Source organism: Facklamia sp. P13055 (assembly GCF_050409445.1).
GTDB lineage: Bacteria > Bacillota > Bacilli > Lactobacillales > Aerococcaceae > Facklamia.
In genome coordinates, this window is the sequence record NZ_JBNUPL010000021.1 from 1 (window position 1) to 23,031 (window position 23,031).

A 23,031-nucleotide genomic window follows, 5' to 3' on the forward strand; every position below is an offset into this window, starting at 1 on the left:
AGATGTGACACCAGAAGGAGTAATAGACTATACTAAGCCGGGAACATACATTGGTCAGGTGAAGGTAACTTATCCAGACGGTTCAACAGAAATTGTGGATGTGACAGTTACTGTAACGACACCAACCTCAGATGAAACTCAAGCTGATAAGTATGAACCTATTGTTTCACCTGAAGTGATTCAATCAGGCGGAACAGTAGACTTAACTGACAATGTAACGATTCCAGGGTACGTAGAAGATCCTAAGTATCCAGGACAACCCACGTTTGAAGATGTGACACCAGAAGGAGTAATAGACTATACTAAGCCGGGAACATACATTGGTTTAGTTAAAGTTACTTATCCAGATGGTTCGTTTGAAATATTTGAAGTTCCAGTTATTGTTTCTGTCTCAGATTCAGAAAATGATGGAGATAATGGTGATCCAAATATCCCTGAAAAATCTGATGATTCACCTTCCAAAGCCGGAGTTTTACCGAATACGGGAGAGTCTGATCAACTTGTTCTGTTTTCAGGTGCTGCTCTTTCAATATTAAGTGGATTAGGATTAATTGCAGTAGGAGGCAGAAAAAAAGAAGAAAATTAAGATGTTTGAACGATTTGTAATAAAACTATTCAAATTTTAAAATCAAGGTGATAATATTTTGGCTCTATGTCCAATAGGGTTGATGCTATCCAAGGAGATTAAGCAATTAACGGTTGCTTAGTCTCCTTTTCTTTTCTTCCTGACACATATAATCTTGATATTAAAAGAATTCTATTTTTGAAATGGGAGTCGTTTTTATAGCCATAAGCATGGCGTTTAAGCACTTTAATCGTGTTATTAATCCCTTCAATAGGGCCATTGGTCAGTGTGTGATAACGAAAGGAATTCTTAATGTATTGTTTAAACTTAGTAACTATTCTTAAGACTCTCTTAAGCCTTGGTGCAAGCGATTGATTTGAAGGCTGATAAAGGGTAGTCATAAACATAAGAGGGTCTTGAGTGATCGAGAGAGAAACGAAGGTCTTGGACCACACGATAGACGTCTTTAAGGACTTCTAAAACAAGCAATCTATTATAGAGAAAGGTTGAAAGTATTGAAGAATGAGCTGAAACGATTTAAGGATATATTGAATGTTACAAGCATTAAGAATTAAACTAAAATTAAACGGCTTGTCTCCTATCCGATACAGGTTACAAGCCGCTTAAAGATTATTTGATTAAAGTGACGTATTTATGGGTTCAGTACATTTTAAAAATAGAAGGGGGTTTTCTTTTTTTTACTCTAAAATAAATAACTAAGACTATAAAAAACAATAAAAATTATACTTATAGCACCCTGATAATTCAGCTTGTTTTGAATACGGTGATGTTTCTTGACAGGGATTAAGCTTGGTAAGTAAATAGCAAGTGTAACTACAAAGAATAGAATTTGAACGAGGTAGAAAGACTGAGTGGGTAGTGAGGTGTAAACTCCTGTAATACTCGCTAGTACTAGCATTGAAAAGACTATGTATATAATCTTTACGGGTATTTTTCTTTCAAGTATCTTAAAATTATATATTCCTTTAAGAAACTGCTGATTTATTTCTAATGCTGTCATCAATATAATAAGGGGTATAAAAGATATCATTGCTTTATTGTTTAAAGTATTCGCCTGTGAATAGTAGGCGATAATATTTAGTAAAAAGCCAGTAAAATAACTATTTAATAGTATATGATAAATGGTCTTAACTAAAGGGACAAATTGGTACTGAACCACTATTATGATAATGTATATAATTAACAAAATATTTATAATGTAGTGCTGGTTTATCATAAAGAACAAAGCGGCTGTCAGCAAGCCTATTAATAAAAGATAGTATATAATAGGTGATTTAGCCTTGGGATCTTTTAAAATATGATGATAATAATTGTAATGGTTAATCATATTGCTTAAGATAACAACTAGTGCTAAAAGCCCAAGATCTAACCAGTCGACTTGCTTCACTGAATAAATAGCGGTAGTTAGTCCAAAACCAATCCACGACAAAGGATAGCCTACTAACTGCATCAAAGGATGTTTAAGTATGTTATTAATTGTGTTCATTGAGTTTCCTTTCAAGAGGATTTTATAATTGAAATTGTTTCTATTAGTATTCTAAGGTATAATTTACAACGTTACAACCAAAAGTTCCCGATAGGGTTCACGATTCATCGATTGTGAATTTGCCTTGTAACCAATATAAAAAATGGGGGAAGATAAATGAAAGCTTTAGAGAAAAGATTATTTACATCAGAGTCAGTTACAGAGGGACATCCAGACAAGATTGCAGATCAAATTTCTGATTCAATTTTGGATGCCATCTTGAAACAGGATCCGATGGCCAGAGTAGCCTGTGAAACAGCTGTTAACACTGGCTTAGTTATGGTGTTAGGAGAAGTTACTACGAGTGCCTATGTGGATATTCAAAAAATTGTTAGACAGAAGGTTGATGAAATTGGTTATAATCGTGGCAAATTTGGTTTCGATGCCGAAAACTTAGCCATTATTGTTTCTTTAGATGAACAATCAGCTGATATAGCTATGGGGGTTGATTCAGCTATTGAAACAAGAGAAAACCAAGAAAATGTACAAGAAATAGGAGCGGGTGACCAGGGATTGATGTTTGGTTATGCTTGTGATGAGACGCCAGAATTGATGCCTTTACCGATTTCTTTGGCGCACAAATTAACACGTAGACTGACTGAAGTAAGAAAATCTGGACAGTTGGACTATTTAAGACCGGACGGTAAGGCTCAGGTAACTGTAGAATACGACGAACAAGATCAACCCGTTAGATTAGAGGCAATAGTCGTTTCAACTCAGCATAGCGAGGAAGTGTCATTAGAAGAGCTTAGAGGAGCTATTTTAGACCTTGTTATTAAACCAACTATTCCAAACGAATTATTGGATGAAGAAACTAAGATTTATATTAACCCCACAGGACGTTTCATTATAGGCGGTCCAAAAGGAGATGCAGGCCTCACCGGACGCAAAATTATAGTGGATACATATGGAGGGTATGCTCGTCATGGAGGAGGCGCATTTTCAGGAAAGGACGCAACCAAAGTGGACCGATCAGCCTCCTATGCTGCACGCTATATTGCTAAGAATATAGTGGCTGCAGGAATTGCAAAAAAAATAGAAATTCAAATTGCTTATGCGATTGGAGTGGCCCAACCAGTATCTGTTAGTGTGAATACCTTTGAAAGCTCCGATCATTCAGATGCTGAAATTGTTCGGGCCATTCGTCAGGTTTTTAAACTTACACCTAAGGGAATTATTGATATGTTGGATTTGAGGAAGCCAGTTTTCGCCAAAACAGCAGCCTATGGCCATTTTGGCAGAGAAGAAGTTGGATTCACTTGGGAACGTACAGATAAGGTTGAAGAACTAAAGTCTTTACTAATGTAAGCTATTAGGTTGTACTTATCTATTATTTTTAGTAATATATGCTTAGTTAGAATAATTATAAATAACAATTCGGAGGGATTAGAATGAAGTATGTTGTAGTTGGAACATCACACTTTGGTTATGAGTCGGTTCAGACTTTATTAAAGCGTGACCCAGACGCTGAAATTCATTTATTTGAGGCGGGAGAAGAGTCATCCTTCATGGGGTGAGGTTCTCAATCATACCTGGAAGGTATATCTAAAGAGTTGTCAGAGTTACATTTTGCCAATAACGCCTCCTATAGTGAACAAGGTATTATCATGCATCCTGCCAGCCAAGTAATAGGAGTCAACCCAGAAGAAAAAACAGTAACGGTTAAGACAGAAGAAGGAGAGCATCAAGAGTCTTATGATAAGTTACTATTGAGTCCAGGTGGGTTTGCACCACTTCCTCAGTTTGAAGGATATGATTTAGAAAATGTTCACACTTTTAGAGGACCAGAAGATACGCAAGTAGTATACGATCGTATGAAAGAAACTAACCACTTAGTAGTGATTGGTTCTGGTTATATCGGAGTGGAAGTGGCAACGGCATATGCAGAAGCGGGTATAGATGTTACAGTTATTGATATGGAAGATCGTATTTTGCCTGCTTATTTAGATGAGAACATTTCAAAATTACTAGAAGCGCACGGTGCTGATAAAGGCTTACACTTTAAGGGTGGAGAAGCTGTTAAAAAACTATTAGGAGAAGGCAATAAAGTCAAAGCTGTTGTGACCGATAAGGGTGAATATCCTGCTGATACAGTTGTAGTAGCTGTAGGTGTTAAGCCAGCAACTGACTGGTTGAAAGGCACTCTTGAAATGGATGATCATGGCTTTATTCAAACAAACGAATACCTAGAAACATCCGCAAAAGACGTATACGCTGGTGGAGATGCAACTTATATTCCTTTTGCACCAACGGCTGATAAGACAAATATTGGTCTTGCTACCTTAGCGAGAAGACAAGGAATTGTAGCCGCTCTTAACGCCTCAGGAACTCAATTCAAGATGCCTAGTGTATCTGGAACTTCTGCCTTGAGATATTTTGACTATACGATTGCTTCAACTGGCTTATCAATGGTCAATAAAGATTTATATGAAGGTAAAGTAGCTTGGAAATATGTAGAAGAAAAAGTTTATCCTGATTTCATGCGTAAACCAGGCACTGTTCATATGATGATTTTCTATGATGAAGATAGCCATATCATTTTAGGTGGACAGCTAGTTTCTAAATTTGATGTAGCCGATTCAATTAATGTGCTTTCAACAGTCATTAATGCCAAATATACGCTTGAGCAACTAGCGTTGTTAGACTTCTTCTTCCAACCTAACTATGACCGTCCATGGCATTATTTAAATGTCTTAGCGATTGAAGCCTTAGGTAATACTGTTGGGGGAGCAGATAAATTACTGTTCTAATAATCATTAAAAAAACTAGTCCATGCTAAAATGGGCTAGTTTTTATTTTAAATTAAATTTCTTTAATATTTCTCTTATAATTTAAGAAGCCGTTGAAGAAAGCGTTTAATTTGTGTAAGATAGGAGTACAGAGATTGAAATTTAGTATATCTAGGAGGCAATCACATGGCTTATGATTTTAAAACGTGTGTCGATCGCACACAGCAAGGTTCTAAAAAATGGTTATTAATGAGAGAGTCTAATAAGAATATTCCTGAGGGGATCGCTCCGCTTTCAGTAGCAGATTTAGACTTCCCAATGGCACCCGGTATCATTGAAGGCTTAAAAAAAGATTTGGACGAACTTGTCTTAGGCTACACCGTACCGAATCAAGCCTATTATGAAGCCGTTAAGAAATGGATGAAAGACCAGCACCAATGGGATGTTAAAGAAGAGTGGATGGTTACCGCACCTGGAGTTGTTCCAGCAATTAATGTTTTCGTTAATGCTTTTACACAAAAAGGCGATGGTATCATTATTTTAGAGCCTGTTTATGGACCTTTTACGGCAGCTATTGAAAATAATGAGCGTAAGAAGATTAATGTTGAGTTAATTAATAATGAAGGATACTATACCATAGATTTTGAAGCATTAGAAGCAGCAGCAAAAGAGGCTAAAGCAATGATTTTCTGTAGCCCTCACAATCCAGTCGGGCGTGTATGGAAGAAAGAAGAACTGGAAAAAGTTGCTAAAATTTGTAAGGAAAATGACCTATATCTATTTTCAGACGAAATTCATTTTGATCTAGCCCATAAAAATTTCAAACATAATGTCTTTGCTAATTTATCTGACGATATTGCACAGCGTGTAGTCGTGGCTACTGCGCCTTCTAAAACGTTTAACTTAGCGGGTTTACAGACATCAAATATCTTCATCGTGAATCCTGAATGGCGTCAACGATATATCGAAACAGCTGAAAAAATGAATTTGCTTTCTGTTCCAGTCTTAGGTCTTTATGCCTGTAAACATGCCTATAATGATTGTTTAGATTGGAAAGAAGCATTAGTAGAATTAATCGAAGAAAATTATCAAATGGCAAAAGCGATGATTGAAGATCAGCTGCCTGAAATTGTAGTAACACCAATGGAGGCTTCCTATTTATTATGGTTGGATTTGACTCCATTAAATATGGAATGTGAGGAAATTATTAAGCTGTTAGAAGCACATCATGTTTATATCAATAATGGTGTGATGTTTGGCTCTTGTGGTGAAGGTTTTATTCGTATTCATTTAGCCCTACCTAAGGAAATAGTCAAAGAGAGTATCGAACGGTTTATTGAAGCCATTAAGAGCAGATAGATTATAAGCTTAAATTGAAATTAAACTAATAAAGATAAAACAAAGAAGCAGTCATTCATGATTGCTTCTTTATTTCTTTTCGATAGTAATTAAAAGAGGAGGGTGATTCCTTTGATTTAAAAAATCAAGAATAGAGATTGTAAACTGATCTTGCGACCATAGCGTTAAGTGTTTTATTAATTCTTCTTTTTCAATCGCTCCCTCTTTATGTCCTGAATAAACAACAATAAATATTTTCCCTTTTGAAACTAAGCGCTGAGCAATTTGATTGAGTGCTTGTAAGGTTGTGGAAGCTTTAGTAGTGATTTGATGGCTGGCTCCAGGTAAATAGCCTAAATTAAAAATAGCTCCATGAACTTTAGCTAAGGTTGAAAAACTGAGAACTTGATCAAAATGCTGGTGTCCATTGTTAAAAAGTTGGAAAGAATCGGATGAAAAGATTTTTAGCTTTTGTTGAGCTATTTCCAGTGCTTGAACTTGAATATCGAAAGCAAAAAGTTTTCCAGAAAAAGCCGGGTGGCTTAATATAAAAAAACTGTCATTTCCTTTTCCGAGAGTAGCGTCAATATAATTTCCAGCAGGGAATTTTTCAATTAATTTTCCTAAAGCATCATGACTAGACTGTAAGGCATTCTTCATTATTCCACTCTTTCTAATAAAAGTTGACTGCCATCTGAGGAAGTGAGTATGGTAGTCGTACCCTTAAACTTTATTTCATATTGCTTTGCTTGGTGCGCTGATTGAATAAGATTTAAATAGTTTCCTTCTAAATAATAACGCGCTGTAAAATTTAACTCCTCTTTTTTATCAATCAGCAAATCCCTTGTTTCTTGTAGAGATAAATCCAACTCTTGTTCGGCTTGTTCTAGGAAATTATCTTCATTCAGTTGAAAGTGAACAAGCTCATCTTGAAAATCTACTTGATAAATAAGTGAATCATTTAAAGTAACTTGCCAACAGTGATTTTCAAGTTTTTTTTCATTTAAGAAAGAACATCCTGACAGAAGAACAAATGGAAGGATGAGTATATGTTTTAAATAGGACTTCAAAAAAATCGCTCCTCTATATTGTGGCCATTTATTCATACTATACTCGCTAATGTATTCAATTAAAAGTAGTCAAACCAATATTGATATATTTCATTTATGTTACTTATGTTAAAAATCCAATAAAAGTAACGATAAAGGAACATTTTTTATTAGAGATGGCATATAATACAGTATGTATCCGTATGGAAATTTATTTAATTTGGAGGCTGAAGGATGATTCAACAGCGAAATCGGAGAATGCGTCAGCAAGAAAAAATCCAAAGACGCAAACTATTTAAGAAAATTTTCACCAATATTAATGTTGGTGTAATGTTACTGTCAACAAGTGTGTTAACACAAGTTCAATCTGAAAATGCCATTGTTCATGCTCAGAAATCTCAAAAGAAATTCTCTCCACAAGAATTTATCAATAGTATCGGGCAATCTGCGAAAGAAATTGCTGCTAAAAATGATTTATATGCTTCTGTTATGATAGCCCAAGCAGCGTTAGAGTCCGGCTGGGGAAGTTCAACACTTGCTCAAGCACCTAACTATAATCTGTTTGGAGTCAAGGCAGGAAAAAAGGATAAAAAAGTGGAAATGGATACTCTAGAAGATGATGGGACAGGATCTTATTATCAAATTAAAGATAACTTTAGAAAGTATGATTCTTATGCTGATTCATTATTGGATTATGCTAGAGTATTAACTGGTGAAGGATCTGCTTGGAGAAAAAGCTATTATCAAGGAGCTTTAAAATCCAATACAACTTCGTATCAAGAGGCAACAGAACATTTAACTGGACGTTATGCAACAGATACACGCTATGGCGGAAAATTAAACCAAATAATTAGCCAATATCAATTGGATCAATTTGATGGCCCCAATCAGTCCACTACAATTAAACCTACTACATCACCAGAAACAAGCATTGTAGACGAAACTGTTTCAAGTGAAATCGTTTCAACCAATGGAAGCTATAAAGTCCAGCCGGGTGACGGATTTTATAAAATAGCCAAGAAATTAGGCGTAAATGTTGATGACTTAATAAAAGTTAATGGAATGACGATTCAATCAGTTATCCATCCCAATCAAGTTTTAAGGATACCTGGTCAAACTCAAGTTACTAGTCAAGTAAATAAATTATCTATCAGCAAGCCTTCTGCAAGCAAGCCGGTTGAAAATACGAATGAACCTGTTGATAAGAACACTGTAAGCTCAACAACTAAAGGGCTTTACACTATTAAAGCGGGCGATTCTTTATATGCTATTGCGAAAAAGCATGGTGTGCGTATTAACGACTTATTATTAGCTAACGGCATTCACTTAAATACTGTTATCCATCCCAATCAAAAATTGATAATTCCTGGAAGCAATATGGGTGAAGCGTCTTCTCATCTTGTTAATAAAAAGCCAGTATCTACGCCAAAAGAAAATCTAGTAGTTACAGATAAAACTCAAGAAATTAAACAAAATACAAGTGGGGATTATATAGTAAAAGCAGGTGACTCTTTATGGGCCATTGCAAATAGCCATGGAATAACATTAGCTAGCTTATTAGAAGCAAACAATCTACAAGTTAACAGTCTAATTATTCCAGGCCAAAAATTAAATATTTCCACTAAAACTTCATCAAGTCAAGCCCTAGCTCGTCAAGCAACGAAGTTAGAAACTAAAGTAGAAGTTATTAAGCAAGATGACGTTTCAATCGAATCTTCAGTAACTGTTTCTACTCCATTAAAGTCTGAAACGGTTAACTTAAGTCAAACAATTAATGAAGAATCAAATGAAAGCACTAATGAAGTAGTTTCAACGGGTTCTTATGTTGTAAAGGCTAATGATACTTTATATGCGATTGCACGTCGTAATGGCTTAGATGTTAATGATCTGATTGAAAAAAATGGTGGAACAACCATTTATATCGGACAAATTATTAATTTTTAAAAATTTAAAAATGTAGGACCTAGTAAATTGTGGATCATCTAAAGAGAACTTACATTTGGTGAAAGTAAGTGTTGAAAAGCTTTTGAACTCTTCCTTTTAATGCTCGAGCTAAGCGTAAAGTGTTAACTTGAGACGTTTGCTGCGTTAAAGCATAGAGCATTAGCTCTCAGCTAATGAAATAATAGGTGGTACCGCGCGATTGCGCCCTATGAAGTTGTCTTTGAGATGATTTCATAGGGCTTTTTTGTATAAAAGATTAGATAATTGGAGGAAAAGAATATGACATATCAGCATCGAGTAATTGAGAAAAAGTGGCAAGATTATTGGGATAAAAATGAAACTTTTAAAACTAAGGATAGAGCAGACCGAGAAAAATATTATGTATTAGACATGTTTCCATACCCTTCAGGTCAAGGACTACACGTAGGTCATCCAGAAGGTTACACTGCTACTGATATTATGGCCAGAATGAAAAGAGCACAAGGTTATGATGTTCTTCATCCAATGGGGTGGGATGCTTTTGGTTTACCAGCTGAACAATATGCCTTAGATACTGGTAACGATCCAGCAGATTTTACAGCAAAAAACATCGCCAACTTTAAACGTCAAATCAAATCTCTAGGCTTCTCTTATGACTGGGAGCGAGAATTTGCTACTACCGATCCATCCTATTACAAATGGACTCAATGGATTTTTACCAAACTTTATGAAAAAGGATTGGCTTATCAAGCGGATGTTACCGTTAATTGGTGTGAAGCTTTAGGAACAGTATTAGCTAACGAAGAAATTGTAGATGGTGTGTCAGAACGTGGCGGTTACCCTGTAGTCCGTCGTCCAATGAAGCAATGGGTATTAAAAATTACAGCCTATGCCCAGCGTTTACTTGATGATTTAGAAGATTTGGATTGGCCGGATTCAGTTAAAGAGATGCAACGCAATTGGATAGGCCGCTCTGAGGGAGCTTTAATTGATTTTGAAGTAAAAGATAGTCCTTCAATCATTACAACTTATACTACCCGTCCAGACACTTTGTTTGGTTTGTCTTATATCGTTTTAGCACCAGAGCACGAGCTCGTTAAAGACTTAACGAGTCCAGAACAAAAGACAGAAATAGAAAGCTATATTGCTGCTGCTTCGATTAAAACGGATTTAGACCGTACTGAACTTGCTAAAGATAAAACGGGTGTATTCACTGGCTCATACGCCATCCATCCTGTAACAGCTAAAGAGATACCTATTTGGATTGCAGACTATGTATTGGCTTCTTATGGAACAGGTGCGGTCATGGCGGTCCCAGCTCATGATCAAAGAGACTATGAGTTCTCACAAAAATATGATTTACCAAGATATGAAGTGATTAAATCCGAAGAAGGAATTCAAAATGAGGCATATGTAGAAGATGGAGTGCATATTAATTCTGAATTTTTAGATGGTTTGAACATAGAAGCAGCCAATCAAAAAATGATTGAGTGGTTAGAAGCTAATGCTAAAGGACAAAGAAAAGTTAACTTCCGCTTAAGAGACTGGGTCTTCTCTAGACAAAGATATTGGGGAGAGCCTATTCCAGTTATACATTGGGAAGATGGTACAAGCACAGCGATTGCTGAAGAAGAACTACCTTTACTTTTACCTAAGACAGACCGCATTAAACCTTCTGGAACAGGCGAATCTCCATTAGCCAATGTTAAAGATTGGCTGGAAGTTGAAGATCCCAAAACAGGCATGAAGGGCCGAAGAGAAACAAATACTATGCCACAATGGGCAGGTTCTTCCTGGTATTTTTTACGTTACATGGATCCAAATAATACTGAAGCGATTGCTTCTGAAAAGGCATTAAACAAATGGCAAAATGTCGATCTCTATATAGGTGGAGCGGAACATGCTGTTTTACATCTTCTTTATGCCCGTTTTTGGCATAAGTTTCTTTATGATTTGGGGGTCGTTCCTACTAAAGAACCTTTCCAAAAACTCTACAATCAAGGAATGATTTTGGGTGAAAACAATGAAAAAATGTCTAAATCGAAGGGAAATGTGGTTAATCCAGACGATGTAGTTAATGAATATGGCGCAGATACATTGAGAGTATATGAAATGTTCATGGGCCCCTTAGACGCATCGATCGCTTGGTCAGAAAATGGCTTGGAAGGTTCAAGACGTTTCTTGGATCGCGTATGGCGTTTATTTATTGAGGAAACGACGGGTCAAATAAGTTCAGCTATTCAAGAGTCTGAAGATGATCAATTGACTAAGATTTACCATCAAACAGTCAAAAAAGTGACAGAAGATTTTGAGCAGTTACATTTTAATACAGCAATTTCTCAACTAATGATTTTCTTAAATGAAGCTAGAAGCGTCGATGTATTGCCTAAGAAATATGCCAAAGGCTTTGTTCAGTTGTTAGCTCCAATTGCACCGCACTTAATGGAAGAGTTGTGGCAAAAATTAGGGCACTCTGAATCATTATCAGAAGCAAGCTGGCCAGAATATGATGAGTCACTCATTAAAGATGAAGTTGTTGAAATTGTCATCCAAATTAACGGTAAAGTTAAAGCAAAACTCGATATAGCTTTGGATTTAGAAAAAGAGGCTATGGAAGAGTTAGCTCTTGCAGAAGCAAGCATAAAAAAAGAGTTGGATGGTAAAACAGTTCGTAAAATCATTGCTATTCCTAACCGTTTGGTTAACATAGTGGCTAACTAGTTAAAGTGCTAAGAAATCGTTCTTGATATAGATACATGTTATATTAGAGACGAAATATCAATAAAAGGGGTGTAGTAAGTGTCTGATAATCAATTTGATGATAAAAATCAGGGATTTAAAAATGATTACGACCGTTTTGATACACTAGAATTTACAGAAGAAGATCTCGAAAAACTGAGACATCCTAATCCTCGGCCAATGGATTCAGATTATTTTGACCGAGAGATAAAAGCTGATCCTAATACAAATCAACCGATCGAAAATTTAGTAGATCATCAATTGACAGAAAATGAAAAAGAGTCAGCCATTAACAATCAACCTACTGAAGAACAAGCAGGAGAATTACTTGAGCAATTTGAAGATAATTCAGAGGAAGTAATTGAAGCCGAGGAAGAAATCGCAGACAATCAAATTGAAGTTAGTTCTCTAAGTTCAATTGAGGATACTGATAAAGAAAGGGAATTCTCACAGTTAACTCAAAAAGTTGAAATTATGAAAGATCCAGCTAATCATCTTAAGGAAACACTGGAATTAGAAATAGAACCAGATCTTTTTACTCGTCATGATTTTGAAAAACAAGATGGTCATGGAAATGAAAATGAGAACCCCTTCCAGTATCGATCGATTGAGGAAAGCCTAAGAAAAGAGCATCGAAACAAGCGAGCTGCTAATGTTAGACCTGGATTCTTTCAAAGAGTTTTCCAGATAGTTTTTTCAACGCGTGATGAATTTGAACCCCTTACTTCTGAAGAACGAGAAGATGAAGAAGTTGTGCATGAGTCTCTCAACACCAATACTTTTGAAGTTGAATCCTATGATTCAGACGAAGCATTGATTGATAATTCTTTAGCGAGTGAGGAAGCAGTTAGTCTAGAACAAGAGTCTCTTAACGAATTGGACGTAATTAATAATAGCCATCCAGCTGAAGATATTGAGGATAATAGTCAAGCTGAAACTGAAAGTCTCTCTCAAACTCCTAATTCAAGTTTAAAGAGTAGTTCAAATTCTCTTGAGGAAGCATTGACTGATGGGGAATCGGCAGAAAGTTCACCAGCTGAAAATATAGACGAAGGGAGGGAAGATAAGGAGTTTGAGTCACAATCTTTATCGCAAGAAAAGACTCAAGATAGTAACAATCGTCAATCTCAAGAAGAGCAGAATTCTTCCTCTGTCGAACCTGCTTTTTCTAAAGTCAATTTCAATTCCAAGACCAATGAAAGTTCTTCTGATGAAAAAGATTTAGAATCGCAAAAGTCATCGCAAACTCAAATGTATAATGATGAAGAAATAGAAGCTTTAGCATGGGACATCTTGCCTGAAGATCATTATAAACAAGAGCAAATAACTCCTAAAAAAGGATCTAATTTATTAGATAAGCTTAAAGTCAATTCACGCAATGCCTGGGCTAAAATTGCAGCTAATTCTACAAAGCTGTTAGAGAAAACCAAGCAGTCAACCAGTCAAATGCTACAAACGGTTCAAAATCATGATGATAAAGACAGTGAAGTTGAAGGAGAAAAAGAGACACCAACTGAAAAACAAGCGCCTTTAGATGCGAGTCTTGAACAGGAATCTTCTGATGAAAATGAACAAGCTGCAATCATTAATAATGATGACCAAGAGTCAATAAATGAAGAAGAAAAACCCAAGGATAGGGATAATTTATCTGAAGAAGAGTCCATTGCAGAAGAAATTTCGCAAAAAACTTCTTATTACGAAGCGCCAATTTTAACGGATGTCCTTCTTGAAGACACCTTAGATGCTAATCTTTTTGAAGCAGAAAAAGCTCAGCAAGAACTGAGTGAACAAGGCCATTCTGAAGATAAATCTAAATTTGTTGCTGGTGCTGCTTGGTTGTCAATGGGACAAATACTATCCCGAATTATTGGGGCTTTATATATTATTCCATGGGCAGCTTGGCTAGGGGCAGAATATTCTCAAGCAAACTCTCTTTATGCTGTTGGATATAATCCATACGTATTTTTCTTATCAATTGCAGTAGCTGGTTTTCCTGCGGCGGTTGCTAAGCAGATAGCCTTTTACAGCACTAAGAAAGAATTTAAAGTGGTCGACAAGCTCTTTAAATATTCACTGGGAATTATGGCCTTCTCAGGTATCTTAATTGCTGCAATCTTTTATTTAATCGCACCTGTATTAGTAGCTAATTCACCAACAGATAACCAAGAAGCGGCAATCATTGTCGTTCGTTCATTAGCACCGGCTCTCTTGATTTTACCTACTTTAAGCCTATTTAAAGGATATTTCCAAGGTTATAGTCAAATGATACCGCTAGCCCTTTCTGAGGTTCTGGAACAAATTATGCGAGTTCTTTATATCTTAGGTGCTACTTACCTGATTATGATGGTTTACGAGGGATCGATTACAGACGCGGTTGCTCATTCAACTTTTGCAGCCTTTGTTGGAGCCTTAATTGCCTTGCTCTTCTTGGTTGGTGCTTATATTATTCATAATCGAAAAATGAAAAGTATTAAAGAGACATCCTTAAATAAGATGGATATCGATTTCATGGATAGCCTAAAAATTATGCTACGTGATTCGATTCCTTTCATCTTGCTTGGCTCAGGTATAATTTTTGCACAAAATATTGATACCTATACCTTTAAACAAATCCTTGTTCGTACCAGTGTGTTATTAAATTCAGAAATTGCTGAATTATTTGGAGCGATGAGCTTAGATGTTAATAAATTAGTGATGATTATTGTTTCATTTGCTGTAGCTATTGCGGCTTCATCAATCCCAGCTGTTTCAAGTAAGTACGCTGAAGGAAATATTAATAAAACCAGTGAATTAATCAAAAATATTGTTCTTTTATTCACCTTTATCATGCTGCCAGCCTCAATCGGAATGGCGATTATAGCTGACAATGTCTATCCTTTCTTCTATCCAGCAGGTATTTCTGCAGGACCGGGTTTATTAACGACAGGATCATTTACAGCTATTGTATTAGGAGCATATACTGTTTTTGCAACCATTCTTCAATCAATGGATTATCGTCGGTTTGCAATCACTTATTTACTGGTAGGTTTAGCAATTAAGCTTGTTCTACAATTTCCAATGGTAGCGTTATTCCAAGCTCACGGTGCTTTACTGGCGACCTTCTTTGGCTTTGCTGTGGCTGCTGTTTTAATGTGGATGAAGATTTGGCGTGTAATCAAAATTCGTGATCGTTATTTTGTAGGTGATATTGTGCGCATTGTGATTGCGACAACCATTATGGCAATTGGTACTTACGGTTGGAATCGTTTAATCAATCTGATGATGGATCCAGTAGGACGAGGCTTAACTTTAGTTCAAATCATTATAGTCGTTTTGATTGCCATTCTTATCTATAGTGGCACTATGGCCCTATTCGGTATGTTGCCGATTATTATCGGTGATTACCGTGCGGATTTACAAAAGAAATTGAGTATCCACCGATGAGATTAGATAAATTATTAAGTCATATGAATTTCGGCTCTAGAAAAGAAGTCAAGTCTTTAATTTCAACAGGAAGTGTTCGAGTCAATGGTGAACAAATTATAAAAGCAAACTTTCAAGTAGACGAAAACAAGGACTTGATAGAAGTAGATGGACAACAAATTATTTACCACAAGTTCATCTATTGGCTCTTGAATAAACCGCAAGGCGTTATCTCTGCCACTGAAGACGGACACCATGATACGGTTATCGATTGTCTACATCCGGATGATTATCGTTTTGATCTCTTTCCGGTAGGGAGACTAGATATTGACACCACTGGTCTCTTATTAATTACCAATAATGGTCAAATGGCTCATCAGTTAACTTCTCCAAAAAAACAAGTTTATAAAACCTATCAAGCTTTAATTGAAGGAAATGTTACGAAAGAAACGGTAGCAGCGTTTAAAGCAGGCTTGGATTTAGGTGAATTTATAAGTAAACCCGCTCAATTATGTATTGATGAAGTAGATTTTGAAAAGAGTCTATCTAAAATTCGCGTTTCCATTAGTGAGGGTAAATTTCACCAAGTAAAAAGAATGTTTCAAGCTTGTCAGATGGAAGTTCTTCAACTTCACCGTTTATCAATGGGACCTCTCCAGCTTGAAGATGACTTAGCTCTTGGAGATTATCGTCAATTAACTCAAGCTGAAATAGAAGCTCTAAAGCCATTGGGTTATGAATAGTAAAAAGGCTATTCTCAGAGAAAAAGTCTTATTTAAAAAAAGACTTAAATTTAAAGTAGAGATATAGGGTTGGATAAATTTATATGATATAATGGGAACGGATTCATTTGATGGCAATAGTTTATTAAAGTCAGAATGATTTTGAAATTCTATATTTTATGGAGGTAGAAAGATGGAAAATTTAGACAATATTAATTGGTTAGATGAAGTCACTAAACGTCAAGAAGACTTATTAGAAGATCTTTTTCGGATGATTCGCATTCGTTCAGTTCGTGAAGATGATTTAGCAACAGCAGAGGCTCCTGTTGGACCTGGACCTAAAAAAGCTTTAGAAGAATTCTTAAAAATGGCCCAAGAAGATGGTTTTGAAACGAAGCAATTTGGGCCTTTGGTGGGCCGTGTTGAAATTGGAGAAGGCGATCAAACCTTAGGTATTTTAGGTCACCTGGATGTTGTTCCTGAAGGAACTGGTTGGGACACTGACCCTTATGAGCCAGTAATCAAAGATGGACGCATTTATGCGCGTGGTTCTTCTGATGATAAAGGACCAACAATTGGTGCTTACTTTGCCATTAAATTATTACGTGAATTAGGCGCAGAGTTTAATCAAAAGATTCATCTGATTGTTGGAACAGATGAAGAATCTGGCTGGATGTGTATGGATCATTATGCTAAAGTTGAAAAAATGCCAGACTATGGTTTTTCACCAGATGCGCAATTCCCGATTATCAACGGTGAAAAAGGAAATGTTTCTGCTCAATTTAAATTTGATGCTAAGCAAACAGTGGAAGCTAATCATAAATTGCTTGATTTCCATGCAGGTCTTCGTGCAAATATGGTTCCTCAAGAAGCTTATGCGAGTGTAAAAACTGATCAAGCAGACCAAATAAAAGCTGATTTCCAAGCCTTTTTAGAAGATCAACCTGTATCAGGTAAAGTTTCCCAAGCGTCTGGTCAATTACGTTTTGAACTAACAGGTAAGGCGGCTCACGGATCTACTCCAGAAAAAGGCCATAATGCGGGAACTTACTTAGCTGCTTTCTTAAGTAAGTATACATTTGATAAAAAAGAAGCCAATGACTTCTTAACTCTAGTAGGCGATAAGTTACACCTTGATTTTGAAGGTGAAAAAATCGGTGTCGCTATAGTCGATGATATTATGGGAGCCTTGTCTATGAATATTGGTATTATCAATTTTGATGATGCTGAAGGTGGATTAGTAGATGCTAACTTTAGATACCCTAAAGGAACCGACAAAGATCAAATTCAATCAGCTATTATCAAAAATGTTGCTAACTTAGCAGTGAAAGTGGAAATGAATGGTAATAAAGACCCTCATTATCTTTCACCAGAAGATCCAATGGTTAAAACTTTACTGGATGTATATGCTAAACAAACTGGCAATGAAGTTTATGAAAAAACAATTGGTGGAGGAACTTATGGCCGCTTAATGGAGCGTGGAGTTTCATTTGGTGTCTTATTCCCAGATTCAATTGATACTATGCATCAAGCCAATGAGTTCCTTGCGATGGATGACTTATTAAGAGCTACTGCTATTTATGCAGAATCTATCTATCGCTTAACACGCTAATTGACCATTTAAGCAAACTTTCTAGCCAATTTGCTAGAAAGTTTGCTTTTTTTTATATATTCAAGTAACCTTCAATTCATGAAGAAAAAAGGTGAAATATTATGGAAATTATTCAATCAAAGCAAAATCAAAGAATAAAAGACTACCGCAAATTGCATTTAGCTAAGAATCGCAAAAAGACAGAAACTTATTTAATCGAGGGTGAACATCTTATTGAAGAAGCCATCACTTATCAAGCAGCCATTGAAGTAGTTTTAATGACGCCAAGTTATCATGAAAATCATATACAGACTATTGAACAAATCAAACAAGCTCAAATCGAAGTGTTGATTTTAAGTGAAGAAGTGATGAAGACAGTCGCACTCACTCAACATACCCAAGGAGTGATGGCTGTCATTAAGAAAAAAGAAAGTAATTTAGCTAAAGAAAATATAAATGGTAGCCACTATCTTTTATGTGACGGGGTACAAGACCCGGGCAATTTAGGAACCATGATTCGAACCGCTGATGCAGCAGGTTTTGATGGTGTATTCTTAGCTGAAGGTTGTGTAGACCTCTACAATGATAAAGTCATAAGAGCGAGTCAAGGATCTTTATGGCACTTGCCTATCTATGAAGCTTCAAACGCTCAAATATTTAAAGCCATTCAAGCGAGTGAACTTCCTCTTTACTGTACAGCCGTCAATCAAGAAGCTGAAGATTATCGTAAATTAATCGCTAACCACTGTGTCTTGGTTTTGGGCAATGAAGGGCAAGGTGTTGGGCCTTTTTGGATGGAAAAAGCAGATAAATCAGTCTTTATACCTATGCCAGGAAAAGCAGAATCCCTTAATGTATCTATAGCAGCAGGTATTTTAATGTTTGCCTGGAAACAATGGTCGAATTAGTTAATAAATATTAGCTTTATTAAACTTTTACATAGAATTTACATAAATTTCATATTTGCGGAGTATACTAGAGTTAGATTAAAGAAGGGACGTGGATAAATGGCAATAGCTTGGCAAGATAACCAAGAATATGTGGCAATTGTTAAAGATTTGATGGAGAATGAAAAAGTTCAATCTCTAGAAAAATTTGTCCATCATAAATATACCAATCGTTTAGCACATTCTATTTCAGTGTCTTATCGTTCATACCTTTGGGCTAAACGTTTTAAGCTCGATGCGATCGCTACAGCCAGAGCAGCCCTTCTGCACGATTTGTTTTTCTACGATTCTTGCTCAAAGGATTGCGTAGGCGGAAAAGGCCATAATTATGAGCATCCACGTATCGCTTTAAAGAATGCATTAGAAATCACTGATTTATCAGACAAAGAAAAAGATATAATTTTAAAACATATGTGTGGCGCTACTTTAGATATCCCACGCTATGGCGAGTCATTAATTGTGACTTTAATGGATAAGCAATCAGCTGTATGCGAATTAGTAGAAGGTTTAAAAAGGTGGCTAAAAGCCTCTCTATATAAGAAAGAGCAGACCATTGGATTTAGCGAATAGTGAGGGTGAAATGACTTTTCACTAAAGAGCAAGATTGACGAAAAACTATTTACAGGCTATACTTGATAAAGATAACTAAAGACTATGATTAGGACCTAATTGAAAGGTACATAAACAGGGAAATTTGTCACCGACTGAGAGCAGATGATGTCACTTTTCAATTATTTTCATCCTAGGAGTCGATCCTTAAATAGTTTGAAACTAGAAAAAGATACCTTCATTGGGGTTAACAATGATTTGAGTGCTTGAAATTTTTCAAGAATAAGGGTGGTACCACGGTAGCGCGTCCCTTTTAGGGACGGGCTATTTTTGTTGGATGGAATATTAAAGTGCTAATTGCTAGGAGGATTATGATGAATGATAAATTACAAGTCATTAAAGAACAAGTCGATGGTTTAGTTGCAAAGGCAATTGAAGAAATCAAGCAAGCGGAATCAAGTAAAATGATTCAGGATATTCGCGTGAAATATACCGGTAAAAAAGGTGAATTGACGCAAATTTCAAAACAAATGAAAGATTTAGAAAAAGATGAAAAGCCGATTTTAGGTCAGCTAATTAATCAATTCCATCAATCGTTTAATGACCATATTGAGAAAAAACAAGAGCAAGTAAAGCAGAAAGAATTAGCTGCTCAACTGGCTAGTGAAACAATCGATATTAGCTTGCCTGGAAGACGGCAGAACTTTGGTAGTCGCCACTTATTAACTCAAACGCGTGAAGAATTAGAAGATCTTTTCTTAGGGATGGGTTATCAAATTATTGAAGGACCAGAAGTAGAGTTAGACTCTTATAACTTTGAAAAAATGAATTTGCCTAAAAATCATCCTGCTCGGGATATGCAAGATACCTTTTATATCTCTGAAGAAGTTTTATTAAGAACACACACTTCGCCTGTGCAAGCTCGGACAATGGAAAAGCATGACTTTGAAAAAGATGGCCCTTTAAAGATGGTTTCACCCGGGAAGGTTTTTAGAAGAGATAATGATGATGCGACTCATTCTCATCAGTTTCATCAAATGGAAGGCTTAGTAGTTGCTGAAAAGATTACTATGGCAGATCTGAAAGGAACGCTCTTACAATTTGCTAAAGCCTTCTTTGGCGAAGAACGTGAGATTCGATTAAGACCTTCCTTCTTCTCATTCACAGAGCCTTCTGTTGAAGTGGATGTGTCCTGTTTCAAATGCGGAGGGCAAGGTTGTGGTATTTGTAAAGGTACCGGATGGATTGAAGTCTTAGGAGCAGGACTCGTTCATCCAAATGTACTAGAAATGTCAGGCATTGATTCAAATAAATATAGCGGCTTTGCATTTGGTGTGGGAATTGACCGTGTAGCCATGTTAAAGCATAACGTTGATGACATCCGTCATTTTTACCAAAATGATTTACGCTTCTTGACACAATTCAAAGGAGGTCAAAACTAATGTATGTTTCATATAATTGGTTAAATGAATTATTAGATTTAAATAAAATGCCTGCCGAGGAATTAGCAGAGAAAATGTCTCGAACGGGTATTGAAATTGAAGGAGTCGAAAATCTGGCCGATTCTATTCAAGGTCCTCTAGTAGTTGGATTAGTTGAAGAATTAGAGGACCATCCTGATTCCGATCATTTAAAAATTGCTCAAGTCAATGTAGCAGATTACGGCAAAAAGCAAATCGTATGTGGTGCGTCTAATGTTAAGCAAGGTGCTAAAGTAATCACTGCTTTAGAAGGCTGTATTTTACCTGGAGATTTTAGAATCAAAGAGTCAAAACTTAGAGGTCAAGTTTCTCAAGGAATGCTATGTTCATTACAAGAGTTGGGATTTGCTGATAAGGTGGTACCGAAGGAATTTGTGGATGGCATATATCTTTTAGCAGAGGATGCTCCAATCGGTCAAAATATCGTTGAATACATGGAGCTTGATGATCCGATTTTAGAATTATCCATTACACCTAATCGTGCAGATGCTTTATCGATGCGTGGAGTAGCTCACGAGGTGGGAGCGATTGTTTCTCAGACTCCACATTTTGAAGCTTTAAAAATCAGTGAAAGTCAATTAGTTTCAATTGATGAATTACAAAATTTAGAATTGGATATGACAGAACATGATTTAAGTAGTCACTATCAGTTAAGAGTGTTGAAAAGCATTCAAGTAAAGCCAAGCCCGATTCAAATGCAAAGCCGTTTGATGAAAGCTAATATTCGTCCTATTAATAACCTAGTGGATGTGACCAATTACTATTTGATGCTATATGGTCAACCTATGCATGCTTTTGATTTGGATCAATTACCAGGCAAAAAGATTGGTGTGCGCTATGCCAAAGAAAATGAAAAGCTTACGACTTTAGACGAAATCGAAAGAAATCTAACAGAAAAAGATATAGTGATTACTTCTGACGATCAACCAATTGCTCTAGCAGGTGTCATGGGTGGGCTAGATAGCCATGTAACCGAAAAGACGCAAAATGTCTTATTAGAAACAGCTGTTTTTAATTCTCAGGCCATTCGTTCAACTTCTCGACGTCTTGGCTTAAGATCAGAATCATCTGCCCGCTTTGAAAAAGGAATTAATCCAGCAACTCTTTCAGAAGCAGGGGACCAAGCTGCTATTTTGATGGCGCAATTAACACAGGGTAAAATCGAAAAGGGAGTCTTAGAAGTAAAAGCCGATGATGTGCATGATCAAGTGGTAGAACTGCCTATGCAAATGATTGAAGAAAAATTAGGCATTCAAGTGAATCAATCGCAGCTTCAAGCCATTTTTGACCGCTTAGGTTTTGAAGTCGCTTTTGAAAATGACCAGATGAGAGTATCGATTCCCCCACGTCGTTGGGATATTACTATTCCAGCTGATATTTTAGAAGAAGTGGCTCGTATTTATGGCTATGATCAAATTCCTGTTACTCTACCTGCGGTTCCTAATCGTCCCGCCCAATTAGATAGCCGACAAAAATTAAAAAGAGCAACACGCTCTTTAGCTGAAGGGTTAGGCTTAAATGAAACAGTGTCTTATGTTCTAATCTCACCTGAGTTTGCAAAATTAAATGCAAATAAAGATCGCTATGTTTCATTACTTTTACCAATGTCTGAGGAAAGATCACTCTTAAGACAATCAATGTTACCGTCTTTCTTGGAGATTGCTCGTTACAATAAAGCCCGTCACAATAAGACCATAGCTTTCTATGAAATGGGCAAAGTTTTCTTAGCGACTGAAAGGAACCGTCAACCTGAAGAAAAAGAAATGCTTAGCTTCTTTGTTTCTGGTGAAAAGAGTCCATCCAATTGGGAAAGTGCAAGTCAAAATTATGATTTTTACGATCTCAAAGGTATCGTTGAACAAATTATGGACCAATTACGTTTAGGAAATCATTTATCATTTGAACGTATGGAAAATTTAGACTTTATGCATCCAGGACAAACAGCCAATATCTTATTAGACGGTCAAAAAATTGGTTTTATTGGGCAATTACATCCCCAATTATCGCAAGAGTTTGACTTAGATAAGGAGACTTTCTTTGCGGAGTTAGATTTTGAGGCTTTAGTAGGATTTAACAGAGACTTATTGCTACAGACCCCTTTAGCAAAATATCCATCAACTTCTCGTGATATCGCTCTTTTAGTAGATCGATCAACCAGTCACCAAAGCTTGGTAGATTTAATCTATGAAAATGCTGGAGATAATTTGAAAAATGTCGAATTATTCGACCGATATACTGGCGAGAATATAGCAGCAGATAAACAATCTTTAGCTTATCACTTAACTTTCCAAAATCCAGATAAAACTTTAAAAGATGAAGAAGTGACAAAGGCAATGGATCAAGTGATTAAAGCTTTAGAAAAGGCAGAGAATGTAGAAATTCGTTAACATAAAAAGGGGCTGTATCATAAGTCCATTTTTGCTATAACCTTTAAAATAAGACCCGAGATA

General features: G+C 36.3%; 17 protein-coding genes, 2 pseudogenes, 1 riboswitch and 1 other annotated feature. Of the genes and pseudogenes, 15 read left to right on the plus strand and 4 right to left on the minus strand.

Translation table 11 applies throughout. The features are described from left to right. Positions 1-586, plus strand: a 586-nt coding sequence (locus ACQV2O_RS07150) for a Rib/alpha-like domain-containing protein (RefSeq protein ID WP_428875397.1), incomplete at its 5' end; no start/stop codon positions are given. 98 nt (positions 587-684) lie between these two features. Here the strand turns inward: ACQV2O_RS07150 and ACQV2O_RS07155 are convergent. Next, positions 685-1,042: pseudogene (locus ACQV2O_RS07155) on the minus strand (transposase); the annotation flags it as partial. A 67-nt stretch (positions 1,043-1,109) separates the two neighbouring features. On the opposite strand from ACQV2O_RS07155, the pseudogene ACQV2O_RS07160 reads away from it, so the two are divergent. Next, a pseudogene (locus ACQV2O_RS07160) lies at positions 1,110-1,192 on the plus strand (IS3 family transposase); the annotation flags it as partial. 76 nt (positions 1,193-1,268) lie between these two features. On the opposite strand, the gene ACQV2O_RS07165 reads toward ACQV2O_RS07160, so the two are convergent. After that, positions 1,269-2,072: a hypothetical protein gene (locus tag ACQV2O_RS07165; protein ID WP_428875399.1), complete on the minus strand. Its 804-nt coding sequence runs from the start codon at positions 2,070-2,072 to the stop codon at positions 1,269-1,271. A 66-nt stretch (positions 2,073-2,138) separates the two neighbouring features. Continuing rightward, positions 2,139-2,231, plus strand: a riboswitch (SMK box riboswitch). Here ACQV2O_RS07165 and metK point away from each other — a divergent pair. The 4 genes from metK (at position 2,229) to ACQV2O_RS07185 (ending at position 6,199) form a co-directional block, all read left to right on the plus strand. Next, positions 2,229-3,419, plus strand: a complete 1,191-nt coding sequence (metK, locus tag ACQV2O_RS07170) for a methionine adenosyltransferase (protein WP_428874329.1) — start codon at positions 2,229-2,231, stop codon at positions 3,417-3,419. (Overlaps the previous riboswitch by 3 nt.) An 83-nt stretch (positions 3,420-3,502) precedes the next feature. After that, the gene (locus ACQV2O_RS07175; RefSeq protein WP_428874331.1) at positions 3,503-3,628 is read left to right on the plus strand and encodes an NADH peroxidase; all 126 of its coding nucleotides are present in this window, start codon (positions 3,503-3,505) and stop codon (positions 3,626-3,628) included. Positions 3,629-3,664: 36 nt separating this feature from the next. Continuing rightward, complete coding sequence (locus tag ACQV2O_RS07180; RefSeq protein ID WP_428874333.1) at positions 3,665-4,861, plus strand: FAD-dependent oxidoreductase; 1,197 nt, start codon at positions 3,665-3,667, stop codon at positions 4,859-4,861. 165 nt (positions 4,862-5,026) lie between these two features. After that, positions 5,027-6,199 (plus strand): MalY/PatB family protein, encoded by a 1,173-nt coding sequence (locus ACQV2O_RS07185; protein WP_428875401.1) that lies wholly within the window; start codon positions 5,027-5,029, stop codon positions 6,197-6,199. A 69-nt stretch (positions 6,200-6,268) separates the two neighbouring features. Here the strand turns inward: ACQV2O_RS07185 and ACQV2O_RS07190 are convergent, their stop codons facing one another. Both ACQV2O_RS07190 and ACQV2O_RS07195 read right to left on the minus strand, forming a co-directional pair. Further along, the gene (locus ACQV2O_RS07190; protein ID WP_428875402.1) at positions 6,269-6,838 is read right to left on the minus strand and encodes a tRNA (mnm(5)s(2)U34)-methyltransferase; all 570 of its coding nucleotides are present in this window, start codon (positions 6,836-6,838) and stop codon (positions 6,269-6,271) included. After that, entirely contained in the window at positions 6,838-7,248 is a 411-nt protein-coding gene (locus ACQV2O_RS07195) for a hypothetical protein (RefSeq protein ID WP_428875404.1), read from the minus strand. The genes ACQV2O_RS07190 and ACQV2O_RS07195 overlap by 1 nt, the downstream gene beginning before the upstream one ends. Before the next feature lie 213 nt (positions 7,249-7,461). Between ACQV2O_RS07195 and ACQV2O_RS07200 the strand changes: the two genes are divergently transcribed. The 9 genes from ACQV2O_RS07200 (at position 7,462) to pheT (ending at position 22,968) form a co-directional block, all read left to right on the plus strand. Next, positions 7,462-9,171 carry a LysM peptidoglycan-binding domain-containing protein gene (locus ACQV2O_RS07200; protein WP_428875406.1) on the plus strand — a complete coding sequence of 570 codons (1,710 nt, stop codon included), beginning with the start codon at positions 7,462-7,464 and terminating at the stop codon, positions 9,169-9,171. Further along, positions 9,170-9,383 (plus strand) — a binding site (T-box leader). (Overlaps the previous gene by 2 nt.) Positions 9,384-9,450: 67 nt before the next feature. Beyond that, on the plus strand, positions 9,451-11,871 hold the full coding sequence (gene leuS, locus ACQV2O_RS07205; protein ID WP_428875408.1) for a leucine--tRNA ligase: 2,421 nt from the start codon (positions 9,451-9,453) through the stop codon (positions 11,869-11,871). A 78-nt stretch (positions 11,872-11,949) separates the two neighbouring features. Continuing rightward, positions 11,950-15,312, plus strand: coding sequence for a polysaccharide biosynthesis C-terminal domain-containing protein (locus tag ACQV2O_RS07210; protein ID WP_428875410.1), 3,363 nt, complete (start codon positions 11,950-11,952; stop codon positions 15,310-15,312). Continuing rightward, on the plus strand, positions 15,309-16,034 hold the full coding sequence (locus ACQV2O_RS07215; RefSeq protein ID WP_428875412.1) for a pseudouridine synthase: 726 nt from the start codon (positions 15,309-15,311) through the stop codon (positions 16,032-16,034). The genes ACQV2O_RS07210 and ACQV2O_RS07215 overlap by 4 nt, the downstream gene beginning before the upstream one ends. A gap of 172 nt (positions 16,035-16,206) precedes the next feature. After that, complete coding sequence (gene pepV / locus ACQV2O_RS07220) at positions 16,207-17,625, plus strand: dipeptidase PepV (RefSeq protein ID WP_428875413.1); 1,419 nt, start codon at positions 16,207-16,209, stop codon at positions 17,623-17,625. A 101-nt stretch (positions 17,626-17,726) separates the two neighbouring features. Then, positions 17,727-18,512, plus strand: coding sequence for a TrmH family RNA methyltransferase (locus tag ACQV2O_RS07225; protein WP_428874343.1), 786 nt, complete (start codon positions 17,727-17,729; stop codon positions 18,510-18,512). Between the two features lie 99 nt (positions 18,513-18,611). Beyond that, a complete protein-coding gene (locus ACQV2O_RS07230; RefSeq protein ID WP_428874344.1) occupies positions 18,612-19,121 on the plus strand; it encodes a phosphohydrolase in 510 nt (169 codons plus the stop codon). Positions 19,122-19,474: 353 nt separating this feature from the next. Beyond that, a complete protein-coding gene (pheS, locus tag ACQV2O_RS07235) occupies positions 19,475-20,542 on the plus strand; it encodes a phenylalanine--tRNA ligase subunit alpha (RefSeq protein WP_428875415.1) in 1,068 nt (355 codons plus the stop codon). Next, a complete protein-coding gene (gene pheT, locus ACQV2O_RS07240) occupies positions 20,542-22,968 on the plus strand; it encodes a phenylalanine--tRNA ligase subunit beta (protein ID WP_428875417.1) in 2,427 nt (808 codons plus the stop codon). Before pheS ends, pheT begins: the two co-directional genes overlap by 1 nt. Positions 22,969-23,031: the final 63 nt, after the last annotated feature.

Excerpts from the sequence above, each read along its gene's own strand:
- ACQV2O_RS07175 (WP_428874331.1), top strand. The coding sequence starts at position 3,503 with ATGAAGTATGTTGTAGTTGGAACATCACACTTTGGTTATGAGTCGGTT.
- ACQV2O_RS07230 (WP_428874344.1), top strand. The coding sequence starts at position 18,612 with ATGGCAATAGCTTGGCAAGATAACCAAGAATATGTGGCAATTGTTAAA.
- ACQV2O_RS07165 (WP_428875399.1), bottom strand. The coding sequence starts at position 2,072 with ATGAACACAATTAATAACATACTTAAACATCCTTTGATGCAGTTAGTA.
- leuS (WP_428875408.1), top strand. The coding sequence starts at position 9,451 with ATGACATATCAGCATCGAGTAATTGAGAAAAAGTGGCAAGATTATTGG.
- metK (WP_428874329.1), top strand. The coding sequence starts at position 2,229 with ATGAAAGCTTTAGAGAAAAGATTATTTACATCAGAGTCAGTTACAGAG.
- pheS (WP_428875415.1), top strand. The coding sequence starts at position 19,475 with ATGAATGATAAATTACAAGTCATTAAAGAACAAGTCGATGGTTTAGTT.
- ACQV2O_RS07225 (WP_428874343.1), top strand. The coding sequence starts at position 17,727 with ATGGAAATTATTCAATCAAAGCAAAATCAAAGAATAAAAGACTACCGC.
- ACQV2O_RS07190 (WP_428875402.1), bottom strand. The coding sequence starts at position 6,838 with ATGAAGAATGCCTTACAGTCTAGTCATGATGCTTTAGGAAAATTAATT.
- ACQV2O_RS07185 (WP_428875401.1), top strand. The coding sequence starts at position 5,027 with ATGGCTTATGATTTTAAAACGTGTGTCGATCGCACACAGCAAGGTTCT.
- pepV (WP_428875413.1), top strand. The coding sequence starts at position 16,207 with ATGGAAAATTTAGACAATATTAATTGGTTAGATGAAGTCACTAAACGT.
- pheT (WP_428875417.1), top strand. The coding sequence starts at position 20,542 with ATGTATGTTTCATATAATTGGTTAAATGAATTATTAGATTTAAATAAA.
- ACQV2O_RS07215 (WP_428875412.1), top strand. The coding sequence starts at position 15,309 with ATGAGATTAGATAAATTATTAAGTCATATGAATTTCGGCTCTAGAAAA.
- ACQV2O_RS07200 (WP_428875406.1), top strand. The coding sequence starts at position 7,462 with ATGATTCAACAGCGAAATCGGAGAATGCGTCAGCAAGAAAAAATCCAA.